The organism is Spirulina sp. CCY15215 (assembly GCF_016888125.1).
GTDB lineage: Bacteria > Cyanobacteriota > Cyanobacteriia > Cyanobacteriales > Spirulinaceae > CCY15215.
The window spans coordinates 14,821-30,955 of record NZ_JACSWA010000347.1; the positions used below are offsets into that span (position 1 = coordinate 14,821).

Annotated in this window: 18 protein-coding genes and 1 tRNA gene; 8 read left to right on the forward strand and 11 right to left on the reverse strand. The window is 45.4% G+C overall.

Going from position 1 to position 16,135, the window contains the following annotated elements; all coding sequences use genetic code 11:
- Nucleotides 1–184: 184 nt before the first annotated feature.
- The 5 genes from JUI58_RS08185 to JUI58_RS08205 form a co-directional block, all read right to left on the reverse strand.
- Nucleotides 185–322, reverse strand: a complete 138-nt coding sequence (locus JUI58_RS08185; RefSeq protein ID WP_204103274.1) for a photosystem II reaction center protein K — start codon at nucleotides 320–322, stop codon at nucleotides 185–187.
- Between the two features lie 68 nt (nucleotides 323–390).
- Nucleotides 391–1,530: a tRNA guanosine(34) transglycosylase Tgt gene (gene tgt / locus JUI58_RS08190; RefSeq protein ID WP_204103275.1), complete on the reverse strand. Its 1,140-nt coding sequence runs from the start codon at nucleotides 1,528–1,530 to the stop codon at nucleotides 391–393.
- Between the two features lie 82 nt (nucleotides 1,531–1,612).
- On the reverse strand, nucleotides 1,613–2,569 hold the full coding sequence (crtB, locus tag JUI58_RS08195) for a 15-cis-phytoene synthase CrtB (protein WP_204103276.1): 957 nt from the start codon (nucleotides 2,567–2,569) through the stop codon (nucleotides 1,613–1,615).
- Between the two features lie 100 nt (nucleotides 2,570–2,669).
- Nucleotides 2,670–4,043, reverse strand: a complete 1,374-nt coding sequence (gene pds / locus JUI58_RS08200) for a 15-cis-phytoene desaturase (RefSeq protein WP_204103289.1) — start codon at nucleotides 4,041–4,043, stop codon at nucleotides 2,670–2,672.
- 68 nt (nucleotides 4,044–4,111) lie between these two features.
- Nucleotides 4,112–4,423, reverse strand: coding sequence for a hypothetical protein (locus JUI58_RS08205; protein WP_239121332.1), 312 nt, complete (start codon nucleotides 4,421–4,423; stop codon nucleotides 4,112–4,114).
- Between the two features lie 334 nt (nucleotides 4,424–4,757).
- On the opposite strand from JUI58_RS08205, the gene JUI58_RS08210 reads away from it, so the two are divergent.
- From JUI58_RS08210 to JUI58_RS08225, 4 genes are all read left to right on the forward strand, one after another.
- Nucleotides 4,758–5,600, forward strand: coding sequence for a photosystem II manganese-stabilizing polypeptide (locus JUI58_RS08210; RefSeq protein WP_204103277.1), 843 nt, complete (start codon nucleotides 4,758–4,760; stop codon nucleotides 5,598–5,600).
- A gap of 247 nt (nucleotides 5,601–5,847) precedes the next feature.
- Nucleotides 5,848–6,633 (forward strand): RNA polymerase sigma factor SigF, encoded by a 786-nt coding sequence (locus JUI58_RS08215; protein WP_204103278.1) that lies wholly within the window; start codon nucleotides 5,848–5,850, stop codon nucleotides 6,631–6,633.
- A 72-nt stretch (nucleotides 6,634–6,705) separates the two neighbouring features.
- Nucleotides 6,706–7,719: a hypothetical protein gene (locus JUI58_RS08220; protein ID WP_204103279.1), complete on the forward strand. Its 1,014-nt coding sequence runs from the start codon at nucleotides 6,706–6,708 to the stop codon at nucleotides 7,717–7,719.
- Nucleotides 7,712–7,993: a hypothetical protein gene (locus JUI58_RS08225; RefSeq protein WP_204103280.1), complete on the forward strand. Its 282-nt coding sequence runs from the start codon at nucleotides 7,712–7,714 to the stop codon at nucleotides 7,991–7,993. Before JUI58_RS08220 ends, JUI58_RS08225 begins: the two co-directional genes overlap by 8 nt.
- A 7-nt stretch (nucleotides 7,994–8,000) precedes the next feature.
- Here JUI58_RS08225 and JUI58_RS08230 read toward each other — a convergent pair whose 3' ends face one another.
- Nucleotides 8,001–8,942 carry a hypothetical protein gene (locus tag JUI58_RS08230; RefSeq protein ID WP_204103281.1) on the reverse strand — a complete coding sequence of 314 codons (942 nt, stop codon included), beginning with the start codon at nucleotides 8,940–8,942 and terminating at the stop codon, nucleotides 8,001–8,003.
- A 173-nt stretch (nucleotides 8,943–9,115) separates the two neighbouring features.
- Here JUI58_RS08230 and JUI58_RS08235 point away from each other — a divergent pair.
- A tRNA-Leu gene (locus JUI58_RS08235) sits at nucleotides 9,116–9,196 on the forward strand.
- Between the two features lie 146 nt (nucleotides 9,197–9,342).
- On the opposite strand, the gene JUI58_RS08240 is transcribed toward JUI58_RS08235, so the two are convergent.
- Both JUI58_RS08240 and JUI58_RS26965 read right to left on the reverse strand, forming a co-directional pair.
- Nucleotides 9,343–10,311, reverse strand: coding sequence for a protochlorophyllide reductase (locus JUI58_RS08240; protein WP_204103282.1), 969 nt, complete (start codon nucleotides 10,309–10,311; stop codon nucleotides 9,343–9,345).
- A gap of 42 nt (nucleotides 10,312–10,353) precedes the next feature.
- Nucleotides 10,354–10,485, reverse strand: a complete 132-nt coding sequence (locus JUI58_RS26965) for a hypothetical protein (RefSeq protein ID WP_275414324.1) — start codon at nucleotides 10,483–10,485, stop codon at nucleotides 10,354–10,356.
- A 15-nt stretch (nucleotides 10,486–10,500) separates the two neighbouring features.
- On the opposite strand from JUI58_RS26965, the gene JUI58_RS08245 reads away from it, so the two are divergent.
- Nucleotides 10,501–11,949 carry a 1-acyl-sn-glycerol-3-phosphate acyltransferase gene (locus tag JUI58_RS08245; protein ID WP_239121333.1) on the forward strand — a complete coding sequence of 483 codons (1,449 nt, stop codon included), beginning with the start codon at nucleotides 10,501–10,503 and terminating at the stop codon, nucleotides 11,947–11,949.
- Nucleotides 11,950–12,024: 75 nt separating this feature from the next.
- Here the strand turns inward: JUI58_RS08245 and JUI58_RS08250 are convergent, their stop codons facing one another.
- Nucleotides 12,025–14,742 (reverse strand): adenylate/guanylate cyclase domain-containing protein, encoded by a 2,718-nt coding sequence (locus JUI58_RS08250; protein ID WP_204103283.1) that lies wholly within the window; start codon nucleotides 14,740–14,742, stop codon nucleotides 12,025–12,027.
- A gap of 166 nt (nucleotides 14,743–14,908) precedes the next feature.
- On the opposite strand from JUI58_RS08250, the gene JUI58_RS08255 reads away from it, so the two are divergent.
- Complete coding sequence (locus tag JUI58_RS08255) at nucleotides 14,909–15,211, forward strand: hypothetical protein (protein WP_204103284.1); 303 nt, start codon at nucleotides 14,909–14,911, stop codon at nucleotides 15,209–15,211.
- Between the two features lie 20 nt (nucleotides 15,212–15,231).
- Complete coding sequence (locus tag JUI58_RS08260) at nucleotides 15,232–15,588, forward strand: hypothetical protein (protein ID WP_204103285.1); 357 nt, start codon at nucleotides 15,232–15,234, stop codon at nucleotides 15,586–15,588.
- Between the two features lie 26 nt (nucleotides 15,589–15,614).
- On the opposite strand, the gene JUI58_RS08265 is transcribed toward JUI58_RS08260, so the two are convergent.
- Nucleotides 15,615–15,842: a type II toxin-antitoxin system HicA family toxin gene (locus JUI58_RS08265; RefSeq protein WP_204103286.1), complete on the reverse strand. Its 228-nt coding sequence runs from the start codon at nucleotides 15,840–15,842 to the stop codon at nucleotides 15,615–15,617.
- Nucleotides 15,839–16,042, reverse strand: a complete 204-nt coding sequence (locus tag JUI58_RS08270) for a type II toxin-antitoxin system HicB family antitoxin (protein WP_204103287.1) — start codon at nucleotides 16,040–16,042, stop codon at nucleotides 15,839–15,841. Before JUI58_RS08270 ends, JUI58_RS08265 begins: the two co-directional genes overlap by 4 nt.
- Nucleotides 16,043–16,135: the final 93 nt, after the last annotated feature.

Sequence of the window (16,135 nt, forward strand, 5' to 3'; positions counted from 1 at the left end):
AGCGATGGACAAAATTAGACGCGATCGAGGTCTGTTTCCCAATTCTGCAAGTTCGATCGCTGATGGCACCCTGTGATTATCCATTTTGCAATCATTTCCCTTACTATCTTAACGATCGAAAAGACACCCCTTCTGAGGTGTCTTTTCTTTAGTGTCTTGGGTCACTGGGGATAACAAAAGAAGTTTATCTGAAACCCACTGACGCTTGCCAGACGAAGGCAAGCAGCAAGAAAAATAGCGGGATAAGTGGGAGAACATCCACAAGAGGATCGAAAATTTGATAGGCTTCGGGCAGTTCGGCTAGTAACATGGCAAGGTTCATTGATTATCAGTCCTTCTAAATACTGCGATTATTAAGATTTGCGATAGATTTTAACATAATATGGTGAACTACTTTTCATCTAGCCAAGGAGCAAATTCCTCGGCAAAGCGATCTTGCCAAATAGCTGCGCGAATGCGTTGGGTAAAACGTACTAATTCCGTCACATTATGCAGGGACAGCAAAATATAGCCCAACATTTCTTTGGATTTAACCAAATGATTGAGGTAAGCGCGGCTAAAAGTCTGGCAACAATAACAGGGGCAAGTTTCGTCAAGGGGGCGAAAATCTTCGCGAAATTGGGCGTTTTTTAAGTTCCAGCGTTCTCCTTTGACCATTGCGGTGCCATGCCGACCGAAGCGAGTGGGAATGACACAATCAAACAGATCGATCCCGGCTGCGATCGCCCGCACCATTTCCCGATAAGTCCCGATACCCATGAGATACCGGGGTTTATTTTCGGGCAAAATTGGCGCAGTAGCTTCTACTACAGGATACATAAGTTCGGGAGGTTCTCCCACGCTGACCCCACCGATCGCATATCCAGGCAGGTCAAAATCAAGGAGCGATCGCGCAGCAGCAACCCGCAAATCGGGAAAAATCCCCCCCTGTACAATGCCAAATAAGGCTTGCTCTTGAGGGCGTTGATGCGCCTTAACGCACCGTTCTAGCCAGCGATAGGTTCTTTCGGTGGCCGCCTGCACTTCCCCTCGTTCTGCGGGATAGGGGGGACATTCATCAAAAGCCATAATCACATCTGCCCCCAAGGTATTTTGAATCTCAATGGAACGTTCTGGGGTTAAATGAATGAGGCGACCGTCCCGAGGCGATCGAAAAGTGACCCCTTCCTCTTCAATTTTTCGCAACTCACTCAAACTAAAGACTTGAAACCCTCCAGAATCAGTCAAAATAGGCTGTTCCCAGCCCATAAATTGATGCAGTCCTCCCGCTTTAGCGATAAGTTCCTCTCCCGGTTGTAAATGAAGGTGATAAGTATTGGCCAGGATCATTTGCGCCCCAGTTGCTTCGATTTGAGCCGGAGTTAAGCCCTTAACAGTTCCTACGGTACCAACGGGCATAAAGCGGGGAGTTTCGACAATTCCGTGGGGAGTAGAAAAAACACCTGCTCTCCCATGAGTGTGAGAACAAGTTTTTTGTAGTTTAAAGGAAAATGGGGAATGAGAGATAGGGTCTTGAGTTGCGTCTTTCATCATCCTTTAAATATCATCTTTTTATTATCCTTGCTTGTTCTCTCAATTTAGTTAGAGCTAAAATCTGATGCAGCCAGACGGGTCAAAGAGCCTGCGCTCTCAACCAAGCAATGGGCAGGTAGCGCATTTTAGTCCATTTGGGGACAAAAGCACGCTGACGAAACACATCGTAATCATTACCCTCGATAACATCTAAAATCCCTTGATAAAGCATCAGTGCCGACCAAACCGGCCAGCGTGCGTCTCGCGTCAGAGCGCTAATTCCCTGCTCCGCAGACCGATAAAACTTGCGTGCGCGTTGAATTTCAAAGCGCATTAACTCTCGCCAGCGATCGTCTACTACCCCATTCATTAAATCTTTTTCCGTATAGTCAAATAGTGCTAAATCCTCCAATGGTAGGTAAATGCGCCCTCTTTCCGCATCTTCCCCCACATCTCGCAGAATATTAGTGAGTTGATTGGCAATACCGAGGGCGATCGCCTCTTCGGTGGCTTCTCTTTGCTGATTTTGATTCCCATTTTGATTGCCCTTTTGATCCCAGGGAGGGGGAGTGCGATCGCCCGCAAAACCCAAGACTGGACTTGTCATCAACCCCACAGTCCCCGCCACTCGATAGCAGTAAAGTTCTAGCTCTTTAAACGTCTCGTAACGACAGCGATATAAATCCATGCGCTGTCCGGCAATCATATCGCGAAAAGGCTGGATATCGACTGGAAAATGCTTAATCGTATCCACCAAGGCCACATCGGGCATATCCACTGGACGGCCAGCAAATACCGACTCCAAATTATCTTCCCATTGATCAAGAGTTTCGGGAGTTGTAAAACGCGACTTCGGACCATCGACTAATTCATCAGTTCGCCGACACCATTCATAAATTGCCCAAATCGCTCGACGTTTTGGCATTGGCATCAGCAAGGTGCCAAGATAAAACGTCTTGGAATAGGTGGCCGTTACTTGGCGGCAGTATTCGTAAGCCTCTGATAGGGATACAAAGGGGCTTTTCGTTTTTTGTTCGGGTTTAGGCAGTTGCAGCATTCATCCGGTGAAACGTTTCCAAGGGAGAAAGAGAGAAGTTAACGAGAAATCGCGAAGTCGCGATTTCTGGGGTAATCATGGGAGAAGTTTGAGAACTTTCCTAGATCGTTGCATCGACGATCGCCTTGGCTGTCAATTTGCCAGAAAGCGTTGCGCCTTCCATACTTCCCAAATATTGTTGCATGGTATAGTCCCCACTCAAATAAAAATTCCCAATGGGGGTTACTTGGGAAGGGCGATAGCTTTGGCGACCAGGGGTTGCTTTATAGACCGATCGCGGTGTTTTAACAACGTGATATTTCAGCAACTGGGCGGGATTGTCTCCGGTAAAATGCTGGGGAAAGAGTTTTTCCAGTTCCACCATTGTCGCAGCAATAATATCCTTATCCGGTCGAGAAATCCAGTCTTTTGCCGGAGCGAGAACCAATTCCAACATGGAGCGATCGCTGGCATAAGCCTTACAAGTATTACTCATGTCCGCATAAACACTCAACAGAGGCGATCGCGAAAATAGGAGATGATCAATATCCGTCAGCTTGCGATCGAACCAGAGATGCAGATTAATCACAGGAACCCCTTCTAACTCCTCTAGTTGCTTAAAATAGTCCATTTCTCGCCAAGGTTGGGGTAGAATAACCTTGAGAGGGTCAACGGGCATAGCTGAGACGTAAATATCCGCCTCAAAACTCCAATCGGCTTGGCCATTTAAGCCGCGCATCAGGAAACCCTGAACCGAGCCATCCTCATTGAGGAGAATTTCCTTTAAAGGCGCATTTAACTTCACCTCACCGCCGCGATCGCCAATGTAATCAACAATTGGCTGACAAAGGCGCTCCGTCGGGGAACCATCCAGAAACGCCATTTTTGACCCTTCTTTTTCCTGTAGAAAGCGATTTAAGGCCGTCAGCAGAATCGTGGCAGAAATTTCATCGGGATTAATAAAATTTAACGCCTTCGACATGGCAATAAAGACTTCTTTCTCCACCCTAGGGGGGATATTTTGTTTCGCTAACCACTCCGAAAAGCTGTATCGATCCATCTCTTCGACATAGGATTGACCGCGAATCATAGCAGGAATTAAGCCAAGGCCAAAACGAATTTTCTCAGCCCAAGTCAGCATATCGTTATTGCCGAGAATAGCAACAACCCCGTTGAAAGGAGCCGGTAAATTGGGGAAATCAAAACGGGAATAAGTGCCAGGAGCATTGGGTTGATTGAAGATCATCGTATGATCTTTCCATTGCAAGCGGTCTTCAATCCCCAACTCCGCAAATAGTTGTAGAAGATTGGGATAGGCACCAAAGAAAATATGTAGCCCTGTTTCGTACCAATCTCCCTCTTCATCCTGCCAAGCCGCTATTTTACCCCCCAAAACATCTCGACGTTCGAGGACAATAGGGATATGCCCGGCATCCGCTAAATACTTCGCGCAGGATAATCCCGCCAACCCTGCTCCGGCGATCGCAACTCGCATTAAGGACAATTATTAAAAGTTGTTTACATTAATTTCATCCAGCCATTATACGTTGCAAATTGTTACATTCAGTCTTTTTTCTGGGAATTTTCCTCAAAATGGCTCAAAAGCGCTTGCAATCGCATCCGCTCGATATAAGGCCAACCGCCAGTTTCTTCAATATCGCGCAGTAGATAAGTCAAGTTGTGGCGGTTGTCCGGTAATGCGGACAAAAATAAATCTTCGCGAATTTGGCTATGAATCGCCTCTAGCGATCGCAGGATGGAGAGCAATGGGAGAGCTTCTCCTTGATGATTTTGGGCTAAAGCCAAAATTTCCCCTTGAATTGCTGCTAATTTGGCTGTGAGGTGCTGGGACTCTAAATTCTCTGATTCGTTCATAGAGTTTGGTGAATTGGCTTTTAGTTCTAGATTGAGGGAAAACGTCTCCGATGCCAAGAGGATCTTGCCTTCGCTAGGGAAAGGCGACGCGCCCGTGTACAATTCTTTATCAGTAGCTCAATAAAGCAATTTGAAATTCAGGAAACCTGGCTCGAGGGGGCATAAAACCTATCGAGCTTCATTGTCAAAATTTGTCAAAATTTTCATTGTCAAAATTATTGTCAAGGTTTCATTTTTGGAATTGCGGGCAAGGAAAGCGCGATCGCGTCTTGTTCCCCCGTCATTCCCCAAACTTTTTCTGCATTCGAGATTAACAAAAAAGAGGTTGATGATTATGAGGTATTATCGGGCATTCATGGCCGCTTTCCTAGCCCTTTCTTTGGGCTTTCTCACGGCTTGTAGTGACGGTCCCAGTGCAGCAGATGCCACTTCGGGGCAATTGACCTACAAGCAAATTCTTAATACCGGATTAGCAAACTTATGTCCAGCATTGGACGAAACCGCTCGAGGCTCTATCCCTCTGGAAGCCGGTCAAACCTATAAAATTTCTGGTATGTGCCTGGAACCCCAAACCTATTTTGTCGAAGAAGAAACGACCAATCGCCGCCAAGAAGCAAAATTCGTTGAGGGTAAAGTGCTGACGCGCTACACCTCTAGTCTCGACCAAGTATCGGGAACCTTAGTGGTAGATGAAAACGGTGTATTAACCTTCACAGAAGAAGACGGAATGGATTTCCAGCCTATTACCGTTCAACTACCTGGAGGCGAACAAGTTCCCTTCATGTTTACCATGAAACAACTCGTCGCCAAAAGCGGCTCGGGATACAATGCTCTGAATGCGTCAGCCGATTTGGAAGGTGAATTTTTTGTTCCTTCCTACCGAGGCTCGGTATTCCTCGATCCTAAAGGTCGCGGGGTTGCCAGTGGTTATGATAATGCCGTTGCGATTCCCGCCGGAGCCGACGCAGAAGAATACCAACGTGCCAACGTTAAGCGCTATCAAACAGGCATCGGAGAAATGTCGTTGCAGGTTACTAAGGTTGACGGTAGCACAGGAGAAATTGCCGGTAATTTTGTCAGCTATCAACCCTCGGATACAGATTTGGGAGCCGACGATCCCGAAGAAGTCAAAATCCAAGGGATTTTCTATGCTCGCATTCAACCCTCTTTCGAGTAATCTCGCTCAAATCATGAATGGTTGAGTTTAGGGTGTTGGCCGTAGGGAGTCTTGAATCGCTCTCTGCTATCCGACACCCTAAGTTTTGCGAGATTTTGGACGGATATTGCCCCTCCCCTTCAGCCCTTGAGGAAATTACAGTTGTCATAAATCGTGCTGAGAGAATAAACTTAAATGGCGATGACAAAAAAATAATTCTTAGTTTTATAATTTAGACGTTTGATTTTTGTTCTAAGGGTAATCCATTATGCCAACTTCCCTCTCCCACGACCTAAAATGCCAGAGTTTGCAACTGCTGAGTGACTATCGGCAGCATAGCATCACTTCAACAAGGCGCAACCGAGTTCGCAATCAACTTGTAAAACTCAATTTGGGGCTTGTCCGCAAAGAGGCTCACCATTGGGTCGATCGCTGCAGCGAGAGTTATGACGATCTCATTCAGGTAGGGTGTTTGGGTCTGATTCGTGCCATTGAGCGTTTTGATATTGAAAAAGGGAATGCTTTTAGTTCTTTTGCTTTGCCTTATATTCGCGGCGAGATTCAACATCATCTTAGGGATAAAGGCTCTCCCGTTCGCATTCCTAGGCGCTGGCTGGAGTTACGCCAACAATCTATGGGTATGACTCGCAAATTGCGATCGCAACTCAACCGTCAGCCCACCGAGGCAGAATTAGCCGCCGCGCTGAAAATTTCTCTACAAGACTGGCAGGATATTAAACTCGCCTACAAAAATCGGGAACCCCTAAGTTTGGATATTCCCATCGGTGATAGTGAAGGAAGTAATGCCTGTTTGGGGGATATTGTCCCCGATCGCAAATATTACAGTTTTCAACTAGCGGAAGAAGACCGAATTCGCCTACAACAAGCCCTCGTGCAACTTGAAGTTAAAACCCGAGATGTCGTTGAGTTTGTTTTTCTCCAAGATTTAACTCAAAAGGAAGTTGCAGAATTACTGGGTATTAGTGTCGTAACGGTTTCTCGTCATGTCAAAAAAGGGTTGAGCGCTCTGAAAAAATTAATGTTAAAAGGTTAAGATTAAAGGGTTAATGATTCATCATTGCTATGGGTAATCGTTTATTAATATTCCTCCTCGGAGTAATGAATAATGAAAAAATTAAGGCAAAAATCAACAATATTGATGGGTTTAGTGCTGTTATCTCTCAGTGTAGGAGGCTGCGAAGCTCTATCCTTTCTCCCCTTTGTCGGGGGTGGGTCTGAAGATACGGGGGATATTCCCGTTGCTCCTGCAACAATACCTGCTGGTACAATCCCAGGTAATCCGGAAGGAACGAATGTTCCCACGGGTGAAAACGCAGGGCAGCCAGGATTTGAAGATCCCGTAATTAAAGGAGAAAAAACAGAATTACCTACCCCCGATGGCTTAATTCCTGTCACCAGTCGCGATGCTGCTGTCAAAATTATCCAGCAAAATCAAGGACGGCAAAATCCTTTTGCGACCATTCCTCTACAGATTTCCAATTCTGTCAATTCTGTTTTAAAGGCTACAGCCCAACAAAATACGGGGGGACAGGGTGTGGCAAAATTACCCACTCCTTCACTTCCTCCCATTCCCAGAACTCCAACTCTCCCTCGAGCCAAACAACGTCCCGCTCCTTTTGTTCGTCCTCAAGTTCCGAAGAGTGTTGCTCCTCAAGCTCCGAGCAATGTTCGTCCTCAAGCTCCGAGCAATGTTCGTCCTCAAGTTCCGAAGAGTGTTGCTCCTCAAGTTCCGAAGAGTGTTGCTCCTCAAGCTCCGAGCAATGTTCCTCCTCAAGCTCCGAGCAATGTTCCTCCTTTAGAGTGGGCGGGACCAGGTGAAAAACCCGAACCCCTTCCAGAATTTAACCCTGATGACCTCCCCAAATTACCAGAACCTACCATTGCTAAAGGCTTAACTGTGACGGGGGTAGTTAATCTCGGCGGCAGTACTAAGGCGATCGTGCAAGATAGCGAAGGTAAAAGTCAATATGTTAGTCCAGGAGAATATTTAGAAAGTGGACAAGTTTTGGTTAAGCGGATTGAAATGAATCGAGGTCCCCAACCTGTTGTGATTTTTGAAGAGTTGGGAATTGAGGTAATCCGAGCCGTTGGAGCTCCTCCAGCAGATAATAATGCTTAAACAAGAAAGAATTTTTTGCCCAAAGATGCCCCTTGCCATTTATCGCGAAGTAGCGGCTCACTTAGCACAATGTTTGGGAGTGCAGGTCGAACTTTTACCCCAGTCTTCGACCACTTTTGCCTATGGGGACAGTCAGATTGAAGGATTATCTCTTAATTATCCTCCCGATCGCGATTCCCCTGCGGAAATGCTCCGCAATCCCCAGCAACAAATCGAAGCAATTTTAGCCTATTATGCTCAACAATATGGGCGTTGGGAACGAAGGGAATATTAATTGTTTCCTATGGGGTGCCAATGGGATTCCCAGCACGAAATTCGCCGTTATAGGTTCGTCCGTCAGCGTAGCGCATTGTTCCCATGCCGTGGGGCTGACCGTCTCGCAGTTCCCCAGAATAGCGATTGCCATTGCGATAACTACAACTGCCGCGACCGCTCAGGGTAAAATCATTAAACTGCCCTTGACAGCGATCGCCGTTGGCAAAAAGCAAAGTTCCCATTCCATTGGGCTGACCCTTGAAAAAATTTCCTGATAAGCGTTTGCAGGTTAGGTTTGCTCCACTGCCTTGACATTCGGAATAAGTGAATGTTCCTTGGCCGTGGGGTACGCCATCTCGAAACTGGCCGTCATAGCGATCGCAGCGCAAAGCCTGTCCATAGGAATTACAGTTGGCATAGACAAAAGAACCCTTTCCACTCGGCAATCCTTGGCTTACTTGTCCGTAGTAACGATTAGAATATTCCCCTTCTGAACTAAAGAGAAATAAACCCGTTCCGTTGGGCAATCCATTCCGAACGTCTCCATCGTAGCGTTCGTCATTGCCATAGACAAATCTTCCTCTTCCATGAGGCAGGCCATTGCGAAAGTCTCCCTCGTAAATGTCCGCGTAAACATCGGAAGGATCGGGAATGAAAGAACTTGCTTCGTTGGCATTAAGGTAGGTTTCTCGAACTTCGACATTCTCCTTTTTGTCATCTCGTTGGCGAAAATAAAATACACCTCTTCCGTGGCGTTGACCATTGACAATTTGCCCTCGATAATAACCGTCGGGATATTCGCAGATCCCTTGGCCGTTATAACCTTGAAATTGTCCTTCACACCGGGTTTTGTCGGGAAGGGTAATAATGTATTGAGCGTGAACGGAACGGGGCAATCCTAACACGCTTGACAGGGATAAGCCGGCGATCGCAATTCCCCAACCTAGTTTCCGAATGGCAGTTAACATAGCTCGATGCAAGAACGAGAATTTTGATTCTTTTTATTCTAAGGGAGGAATCGCCAGAAAAACGTCTCCTTTTGGCCGGATTCGATCTTTCCGGTGGTAAATCTTGAAAAAATCCTTGTCCTCATCCCCATTTTTAACAAGGATTTGTTACGATGGTAAACGTTAAATTTTCTGCGGACGTGGCGGAATTGGTAGACGCGCTAGATTTAGGTTCTAGTGTCTTTGATGTGAGAGTTCGAGTCTCTCCGTCCGCATACCTTTTAAGACTCTGTATAAATACCAATAAATACCATAATTAAAAACCTAGGGAGCGAGACGCTCCCACTACGGTAATATCCAAGGGTGGTAGTAGTGCGAGCATCTTGCTCGCTTGCTAACCCATTAACCGGATTTGCTATAACTACACCAAACCCACTAATTTTTCGCTTAACTCCCACATTTTCTTGGCTTTTGCATCGTCACTTCCTTCTGCGGAAAGTTCCTGAACAAATGCCTCTCGACCTTCCTGCTGGCGGTTTCCCCAACTCCAATGTACTCCGGACTGCTTATAGTTGCGATCGGCGACTACTTCTGCAAGGCGTTCTCCTGCGAGTTCTTGGGTAACGTAACCTTTGGTAATATTCTTCTGAAACCAGGGGAAAATCGTGCGAAAGAGGGAGAAATGATTGCGGAATAATGGCGTATCTGCGACGCAACCAGGATAAATCGAACTGATTACAATTCCCGTTGTGTTGTGATAGCGGCGATGCAATTCCCTTGCGGTGAGCATATTGCAGAGCTTACTATCTTTGTAGGCTTTCCCAGATTTGAATTTTTTGCCGTTAATCATGGCGATCGGTTCCTTGAATCCTGCTTCAAATCCTTGCAAATCGCCGAGATCGGGGGGTGCTGGAATGGGAATTTTGCCCCCTAATTCTTTGCTATTTGCAGTGACGGTTCCTAAAATAACGAGGCGTTTTGTCGGAACTGGCGATCGCCGCAAATCATCTAACATGAGATTGCAAAGTAAAAAATGCCCGAGATGATTGGTTGCTACGCTTAATTCGTAGCCGTCGGGACTGCGTAAAGGTTCTTTTTGTAAGGGCAAATAAACCGCCGCATTACAGACCAGTGCTTCTAGCGATCGCCCCCTCTCTCGAAAAGTTTTGACAAACTGACGCACGCTATCTAATGAAGCGAGGTCGATCTCCATCACAGTATAATTCTCTTCAGGAATTTGCAAATCTTGTGCGGCTTTTGTTCCTTTCACCACATCCCGACAGGCCATCACCACATACCAACCCTTTGCAGCCAGTGCTTTTGCCCCATACAACCCGACTCCCGAGGATGCCCCCGTGATAATCGCTGTTGATTTCCAAATATCTCCCATGTTCGTGAAGCTCCGTTAACCATCCTTGACTGTTTAGAAAGTTTACCGCATGGGTACTGACTGCGAATCCTCCGATGGAATGGATTGTAATATTTTGTCGCGATCGCGGCTAACATGATTTTGCGATCGCCAGAAAAAGAAAATCAACAGTGTAGACTGCGATAAAGTATCCAAAACCCAAATTTAAAATTGTTTTATCTCCGCGATCGCGCCATCACTCCTCGAGAGTATCGCGCTCAACCCCAACTCCAGTTTATCCCTCAACGGGTCAATCCTTTCCTGCTGCGATTGGTCATGTTGATGTTACCTATTTTCCTGCGCTTTCGTCTGCGATCTTGGCTACCCGCAGGTATTTCCCAGATTCAAGTCACTAACGCGAAGATATTGGCAGAATTTTATCAACAATTCCAAGGGGGAAAAATTCGCCTTTTATTTGCTGCTCGTCATGTTGAGGTAGACGATCCCCTCAGTATGATGTATTTATTCTCTCGGACTTTACCGAGAACTGCTCGTAAACTGGGGATTTCTTTACAATATCCTTTTTTTAGCCATTTCCTGTACGATCGCGGTATGACTTTGTGGGCTGGACGCTGGCTGGGTTGGGTTTTCTCGCGTTTAGGAGGAGTTCCCATTCATCGGGGTAAGTCTTTGGATCGAGAGGCAATTCGCACGGTTCGAGAGTTGTTGATTAATGGCACAATGCCCATAGCGATCGCCCCGGAAGGTGCAACGAATGGTCATAGCGAAATTGTGAGTCCTCTAAAATCCGGTACGGCTCAATTGGGTTTTTGGTGTGTGGAGGATTTGCAAAAAGCTAACCGAAGTGAGGAGGTTTTTATCATTCCCATCGGCATTCAGTATTATTATGTTACACCGCCTTGGCGCAAACTAGACGGGCTGTTAAGTCAATTGGAGGCAGATTGCGGTTTAGCCGTACAGGGTATTGGTTCATCTGCGAGTGAGATACACAAAGATATTTTCTCGCAACGCTTGTTTAACTTAGGTGAAGCGGCGATCGCCCAAATGGAAGCGTTTTATCGTGATTATTACTATTGTCAGTTCCCCGATCGCCATGCTGGAGACACTCCCGAAGCAGTTTTAGGGAATCGCCTACAAATGTTACTAGAGAAAGCATTGCAAGTTTGCGAACAATATTTTCATCTCCAACCCCAAGGCAATATCAGCGATCGCTGTCGTCGTCTCGAAGAGGCGGGTTGGTGTCGCATTTATCGCCAAGATAGTACCGATCCGAACTTATTATCCCCCCTACAGCGAGGACTGGCGGACTGGATCGCCCACGAGTCAGCAATCCGAATGCGACATCTGCGATTAGTGGAAAGTTTTGTTGCCGTTACGGGAACTTATATCCAAGAAAAACCCACTATAGAGAGATTTGCCGAAACCGCACTGATTATATTTGACGCGATCGCTCGTCTTAAAGGAACAAAAGTTCCTCATCGTCCTCGTTTAGGTTGGCGAAAGTCACAAGTTACAATTGGTACGCCTATTTCTGTGACGCAATTTTACTTGAATTGTCAGCAAGATTCTCCTCGGGAACATCGTCAAGCTGTCAAAAAAGCAGTTAAATCTTTAACAACTGAGTTACAAATTGCGTTAGAGAAAATGATTTCTCCTTGAGCTTTGATATGATAAAGATTCAATCTTAAATTCGGTTAATGGTTATAACCAATTTTAAATGTTGCTGGATCGGCTTTATTTTTTGCCAGTTAACCAATAGGTTATCATTTCTCCTTTGCCTTTGACAGTGATCACACCGCGTTTCTCAAACATAAATTGCTCTTTTAACTGTTCGTAAATTTGGGCTGTAACTTGAATTTTCCCTGGTTCTCCTGTTGATTCCATGCGGGAAGCGACATTAACAGTATCCCCCCAAAGATCGTAAATAAATTTCTTAATCCCGATAACCCCGGCAACTACAGCCCCCGTATGAATGCCAATCCGAATTTGACAGGGTTTTTCAGAATTGATTCTAAATTGAGCAATTGTCTTTAACATTTCTAAGGCCATGTCTGCGATCGCTTCTGCGCGATCGTCCTCGGGTTCTTGCAATCCTCCCGCGACCATATAAGCATCACCAATTGTTTTGATTTTCTCAACATTATAATCGTCCGCTAGGCGATCGAAAGTCGAAAAAATATCATTGAGCATATCGACTAAAGTAATGGGAGATAATTGGGCAGAAAAAGGCGTAAAACCAACAATATCTGCAAATAAAATTGTGGTTGTTTCGTAATGTTCGGCAATTAAAGTTTTTACTCCAGGCTGAGGAATAGAATTATGTTGTTTTTTCAGTTGTTCGACAATACGATGGGGTAAAATATTCAGTAACAAAGCCTCGGATTTTTCCCGTTCTTGTTTTAGAGCCTCCATTGCTTCTTTTTGAGGAGTAATATCATCAATTACGCCGATCAAACCGATAACATTACCGTGAATATCGTGGAGGGGAACTTTACTAATATCCAGCCAAATGATTTTACCGTTTTCACCAGGGCGTTGTTTTTTAGCAATCTTATGGAGGACGGGTTCATCTGCTTCCATAATTTTTCGATCTTCTTGGCGAAATAAATCGGCAATTTCTCGGGGCAATCCCATGTCATAATCTGTCTTACCGATCGCCTCTTCAGGATGGTTTAAATGTGCCGCTTCTGCCCAATTTTGATTGCAACCGAGGAAAACTGAATCCGTGTCTTTCCAGAAAACTTGTTGAGGGATAGTATCGAGAATTAAACGCAAAGATTGCTCTTTTTCTTGGAGTGACGCTTCCATTCGCTTGCGTTCGGTAATATCATTGGCCACCATTAAGAGACAATCTTCATCATCGATCTCGATTTTTTCCACAGAAAGACGAAGGATGCGAATATCACCCGAAGCAATACGAAAAGAAAATTCGCGATCGCGAATTCTGCCTTCATTTTCAAGCATTTTGATCATCTTGACGCGATCGCGATAACTTCCCCAAAATCCCAACTCTGCCGCAGTTTTGCTAATGACTTCCCCCAAGGCATATCCCGAAATGTGCAGAAAAGTATCATTGACTTCCAGAATGCGGCCTTCTGCTAAAGTTGTAATACCCACCAAATAAGGACTTGATCGAAAGGCTTTGGCAAATTTTTCCTCCGATCGCCGCAAAGCCTCCGTCCTTTCTCCCACTAAAATTTCTAAAGATTTATTCGTATCCTCCCAAGCCCTAAAGGCTTCTTTTAACTGGATAGCCATGAGATTAAAAGCTCGGGCGAGACTATCTAATTCCTCAATGCGATGAGGAGGAATGCGATATAATAAATCCCCTCGTGCAATATCGCAGGCGACTTTCGCGAATTTGAGAACCGGTTTGGCGATTAAACGTGAGGTAATGATGCCCAATGCCGCGGCCAAAACCAAGGCGATCGCACAGATAATAATAGTAGCGCGAGTATTAGCAGCAATTTCGGCTTTGAAATCCGCCTCGGGAATGACCACCCCCAACAGCCAATCAATGCCGCGATCGTTGCGAAAGGCGTGCATTCTCACAAAATAACGATTGCCCTCCACATCGGCGATCGTTGCAGAATCGTTTTCCAAGGTGGTCAACCTATCAGGATTCTTTTGCCAATGTTTGACAGCAGCTTGGATCATAGGGGCAACACTGGCCGCCGGCAATCTTTCTTGACCTTCGGAGTTTAAAAAAGGATACTCTCGGCTTGAAGTGGCGACAATTTCCCCCGATCGCTCAATAATAAAGGATGCCCCCGATGTCCCGATCTCTAAGGCTTGTAAAAATTCGCCGATTTGGGACAGAGTGAGATCGATCGCCATTACTCCTTGTAATTCTCCCGTTGTCCCGTAAATGGGCATAGCAGAGGTAAGGCCTAAAACAGGAGGTTGGGCAAAAACATAAATCGGCGACCAAATTAAGGTTTTTGAGGCTTTAGCCCTACGATACCAAGGATGGATGCGGGGATCATATTCTTTCTGTTGCAGCCATTCCTGACGCTCTCCTCGGTCATTGAGGCGATAAATGTTCCAAAAGGGAGCAGTATCTTGAGTACGAAGGGAAATTGTGGGGGGATATCCCTGTTCGATTTGCAAAAAATCCCCGGTTTCGCTACCGTAGTATAGGGTTGCCGACGCGTCGCTTAATTGTGTTTGCTGCCAAAAATAGCGTTGGAGTTCGCTAAAATCATCGACATTCAATCGTCCTTGTCGTACCGAAATTTCATTGATTTTCAGAATCAATTCAGATGTTTCTAAATAATTGCGAATGTGGGTTTCAATGCGATCGCTTGTCTTTTGACTAAGTTGCGTAGCCAAGTCCGTAACGGCCTGCTGTCCGTTACGCCAAGACAAAAATCCTGTTAATCCTACGGCTGCAAAGATTTGCAGCAATGTAGGAATGACAATAACCAACCGCAAGGGAAACTTTCTTTGCACGGAGGGACGTTTGAAGTCGGGGAACTCCTAAAATTGTACACGAGAAAAGCAGGAGCCTAATGCCCTGAAGGACTTACTCATCGATCGCAGTTGGGTTTTATCTCCAGTCAAATTCTCTGGCGATCGCGATTACAATGAAGATATCAAACCATCTAAAGAGAATGCCGTGCGTTACGTCCGACAAACGGCTATTGGAGAGGAAAATGTGGATCTGGCTTCCAGTTGGGAGGAAGTGTCTCAGGTGTTGGAAGTAAAAGCCTGTCGGGAGGATCGCGAGGAGTGCGATCGGCAAGTCAAGCAGATGCTTACTACTGCGGAAACTGACGCAGAAAAGCGAGTTTTGTTTAAACAATTTACGGATTATCTCTCCCAACGAGAGCTAGAATTAGAAGGAGGGAAAGACAGTCCGGAATACAAGCGATCGCAGGATAGAATAAAATATCGGAAAACTTTTCATGCACGTCATTAGCTATCGACGATTGCGGGAATATGAAACCAAACATATTGATTAAAACAGAAGCAGAAAATGAAGAAGCATTAGTAATTGTTGAAGATCTAATGCACCGAAAAGAGCGATCGCCAGAAGAAAATGCACTCTACGATCTTCTCGTTATCTTGATTGAAAAATTTGAAGAGAGCTTTTACCGTCCCGGACAAACATCAACTCCTCATTCAATGTTATCATTTCTGATGGAACAACAAGCGATCGCATTGCAAGATTTAGTTACTGTTTTGAATTCTGAGGATGAAGTTCGCGCAATACTAAGCAAAGAGAAAGAAATTTCTCCTAGACAAGCGCAAAAATTGGCAGCCTTTTTTAAGGTAGATGAAAGTGTATTTTGGTAGCGCGATCGTCTCTTATTTTATAGCACTTAATCAAGTGTTTTCCATTCAGCTTCCGGAATGTTAGCGCTTAACATAATGTTTCGTAGAGTACCGATGGGGAGATTTTTTCCCTTATGATAAGGAACGATCGCTTGCAGTTGACTTTCCAGATGTCGCCATTTTCGATGACTTCCTTTCTGAGAAATAAACTCAAATCCATATTGTTTCAAAATTCGTTCTACATCAGAGGCATTCATCCGCCGAATACGAGTCATCCCACCAAAACCTCTCGCAACACTTCCCCTGATTTTAATTCAATAGGATCGGGTTCTAGATAGAGGGAAATCGCCTCGCGAATATTATCTAATGCTTCCGTTTCTGTTTCTCCTGCTGATACACAACCCGGTAATTCCGGACACCAAACTGCCCAATCACCTGTTGCTGAGTCTACCTCAAGAATAACACGCCATTTCATCAGAAAAATTGGGTAGAAACCCCGTCCTTATAGGACGGCTTTATATTAGTTTCGCTACCGCCTTGGAGTTGTTCAATTAGGGTGCTTTTGTAT

Coding starts and splice junctions, on each gene's coding strand:
- JUI58_RS08185 (WP_204103274.1), bottom strand. CDS start 322: ATGAACCTTGCCATGTTACTAGCCGAACTGCCCGAAGCCTATCAAATT.
- tgt (WP_204103275.1), bottom strand. CDS start 1,530: ATGAAAGACGCAACTCAAGACCCTATCTCTCATTCCCCATTTTCCTTT.
- crtB (WP_204103276.1), bottom strand. CDS start 2,569: ATGCTGCAACTGCCTAAACCCGAACAAAAAACGAAAAGCCCCTTTGTA.
- pds (WP_204103289.1), bottom strand. CDS start 4,043: ATGCGAGTTGCGATCGCCGGAGCAGGGTTGGCGGGATTATCCTGCGCG.
- JUI58_RS08205 (WP_239121332.1), bottom strand. CDS start 4,423: ATGAACGAATCAGAGAATTTAGAGTCCCAGCACCTCACAGCCAAATTA.
- JUI58_RS08210 (WP_204103277.1), top strand. CDS start 4,758: ATGAGGTATTATCGGGCATTCATGGCCGCTTTCCTAGCCCTTTCTTTG.
- JUI58_RS08215 (WP_204103278.1), top strand. CDS start 5,848: ATGCCAACTTCCCTCTCCCACGACCTAAAATGCCAGAGTTTGCAACTG.
- JUI58_RS08220 (WP_204103279.1), top strand. CDS start 6,706: ATGAAAAAATTAAGGCAAAAATCAACAATATTGATGGGTTTAGTGCTG.
- JUI58_RS08225 (WP_204103280.1), top strand. CDS start 7,712: ATGCTTAAACAAGAAAGAATTTTTTGCCCAAAGATGCCCCTTGCCATT.
- JUI58_RS08230 (WP_204103281.1), bottom strand. CDS start 8,942: ATGTTAACTGCCATTCGGAAACTAGGTTGGGGAATTGCGATCGCCGGC.
- JUI58_RS08240 (WP_204103282.1), bottom strand. CDS start 10,311: ATGGGAGATATTTGGAAATCAACAGCGATTATCACGGGGGCATCCTCG.
- JUI58_RS08260 (WP_204103285.1), top strand. CDS start 15,232: ATGAAACCAAACATATTGATTAAAACAGAAGCAGAAAATGAAGAAGCA.
- JUI58_RS08265 (WP_204103286.1), bottom strand. CDS start 15,842: ATGACTCGTATTCGGCGGATGAATGCCTCTGATGTAGAACGAATTTTG.
- JUI58_RS08270 (WP_204103287.1), bottom strand. CDS start 16,042: ATGAAATGGCGTGTTATTCTTGAGGTAGACTCAGCAACAGGTGATTGG.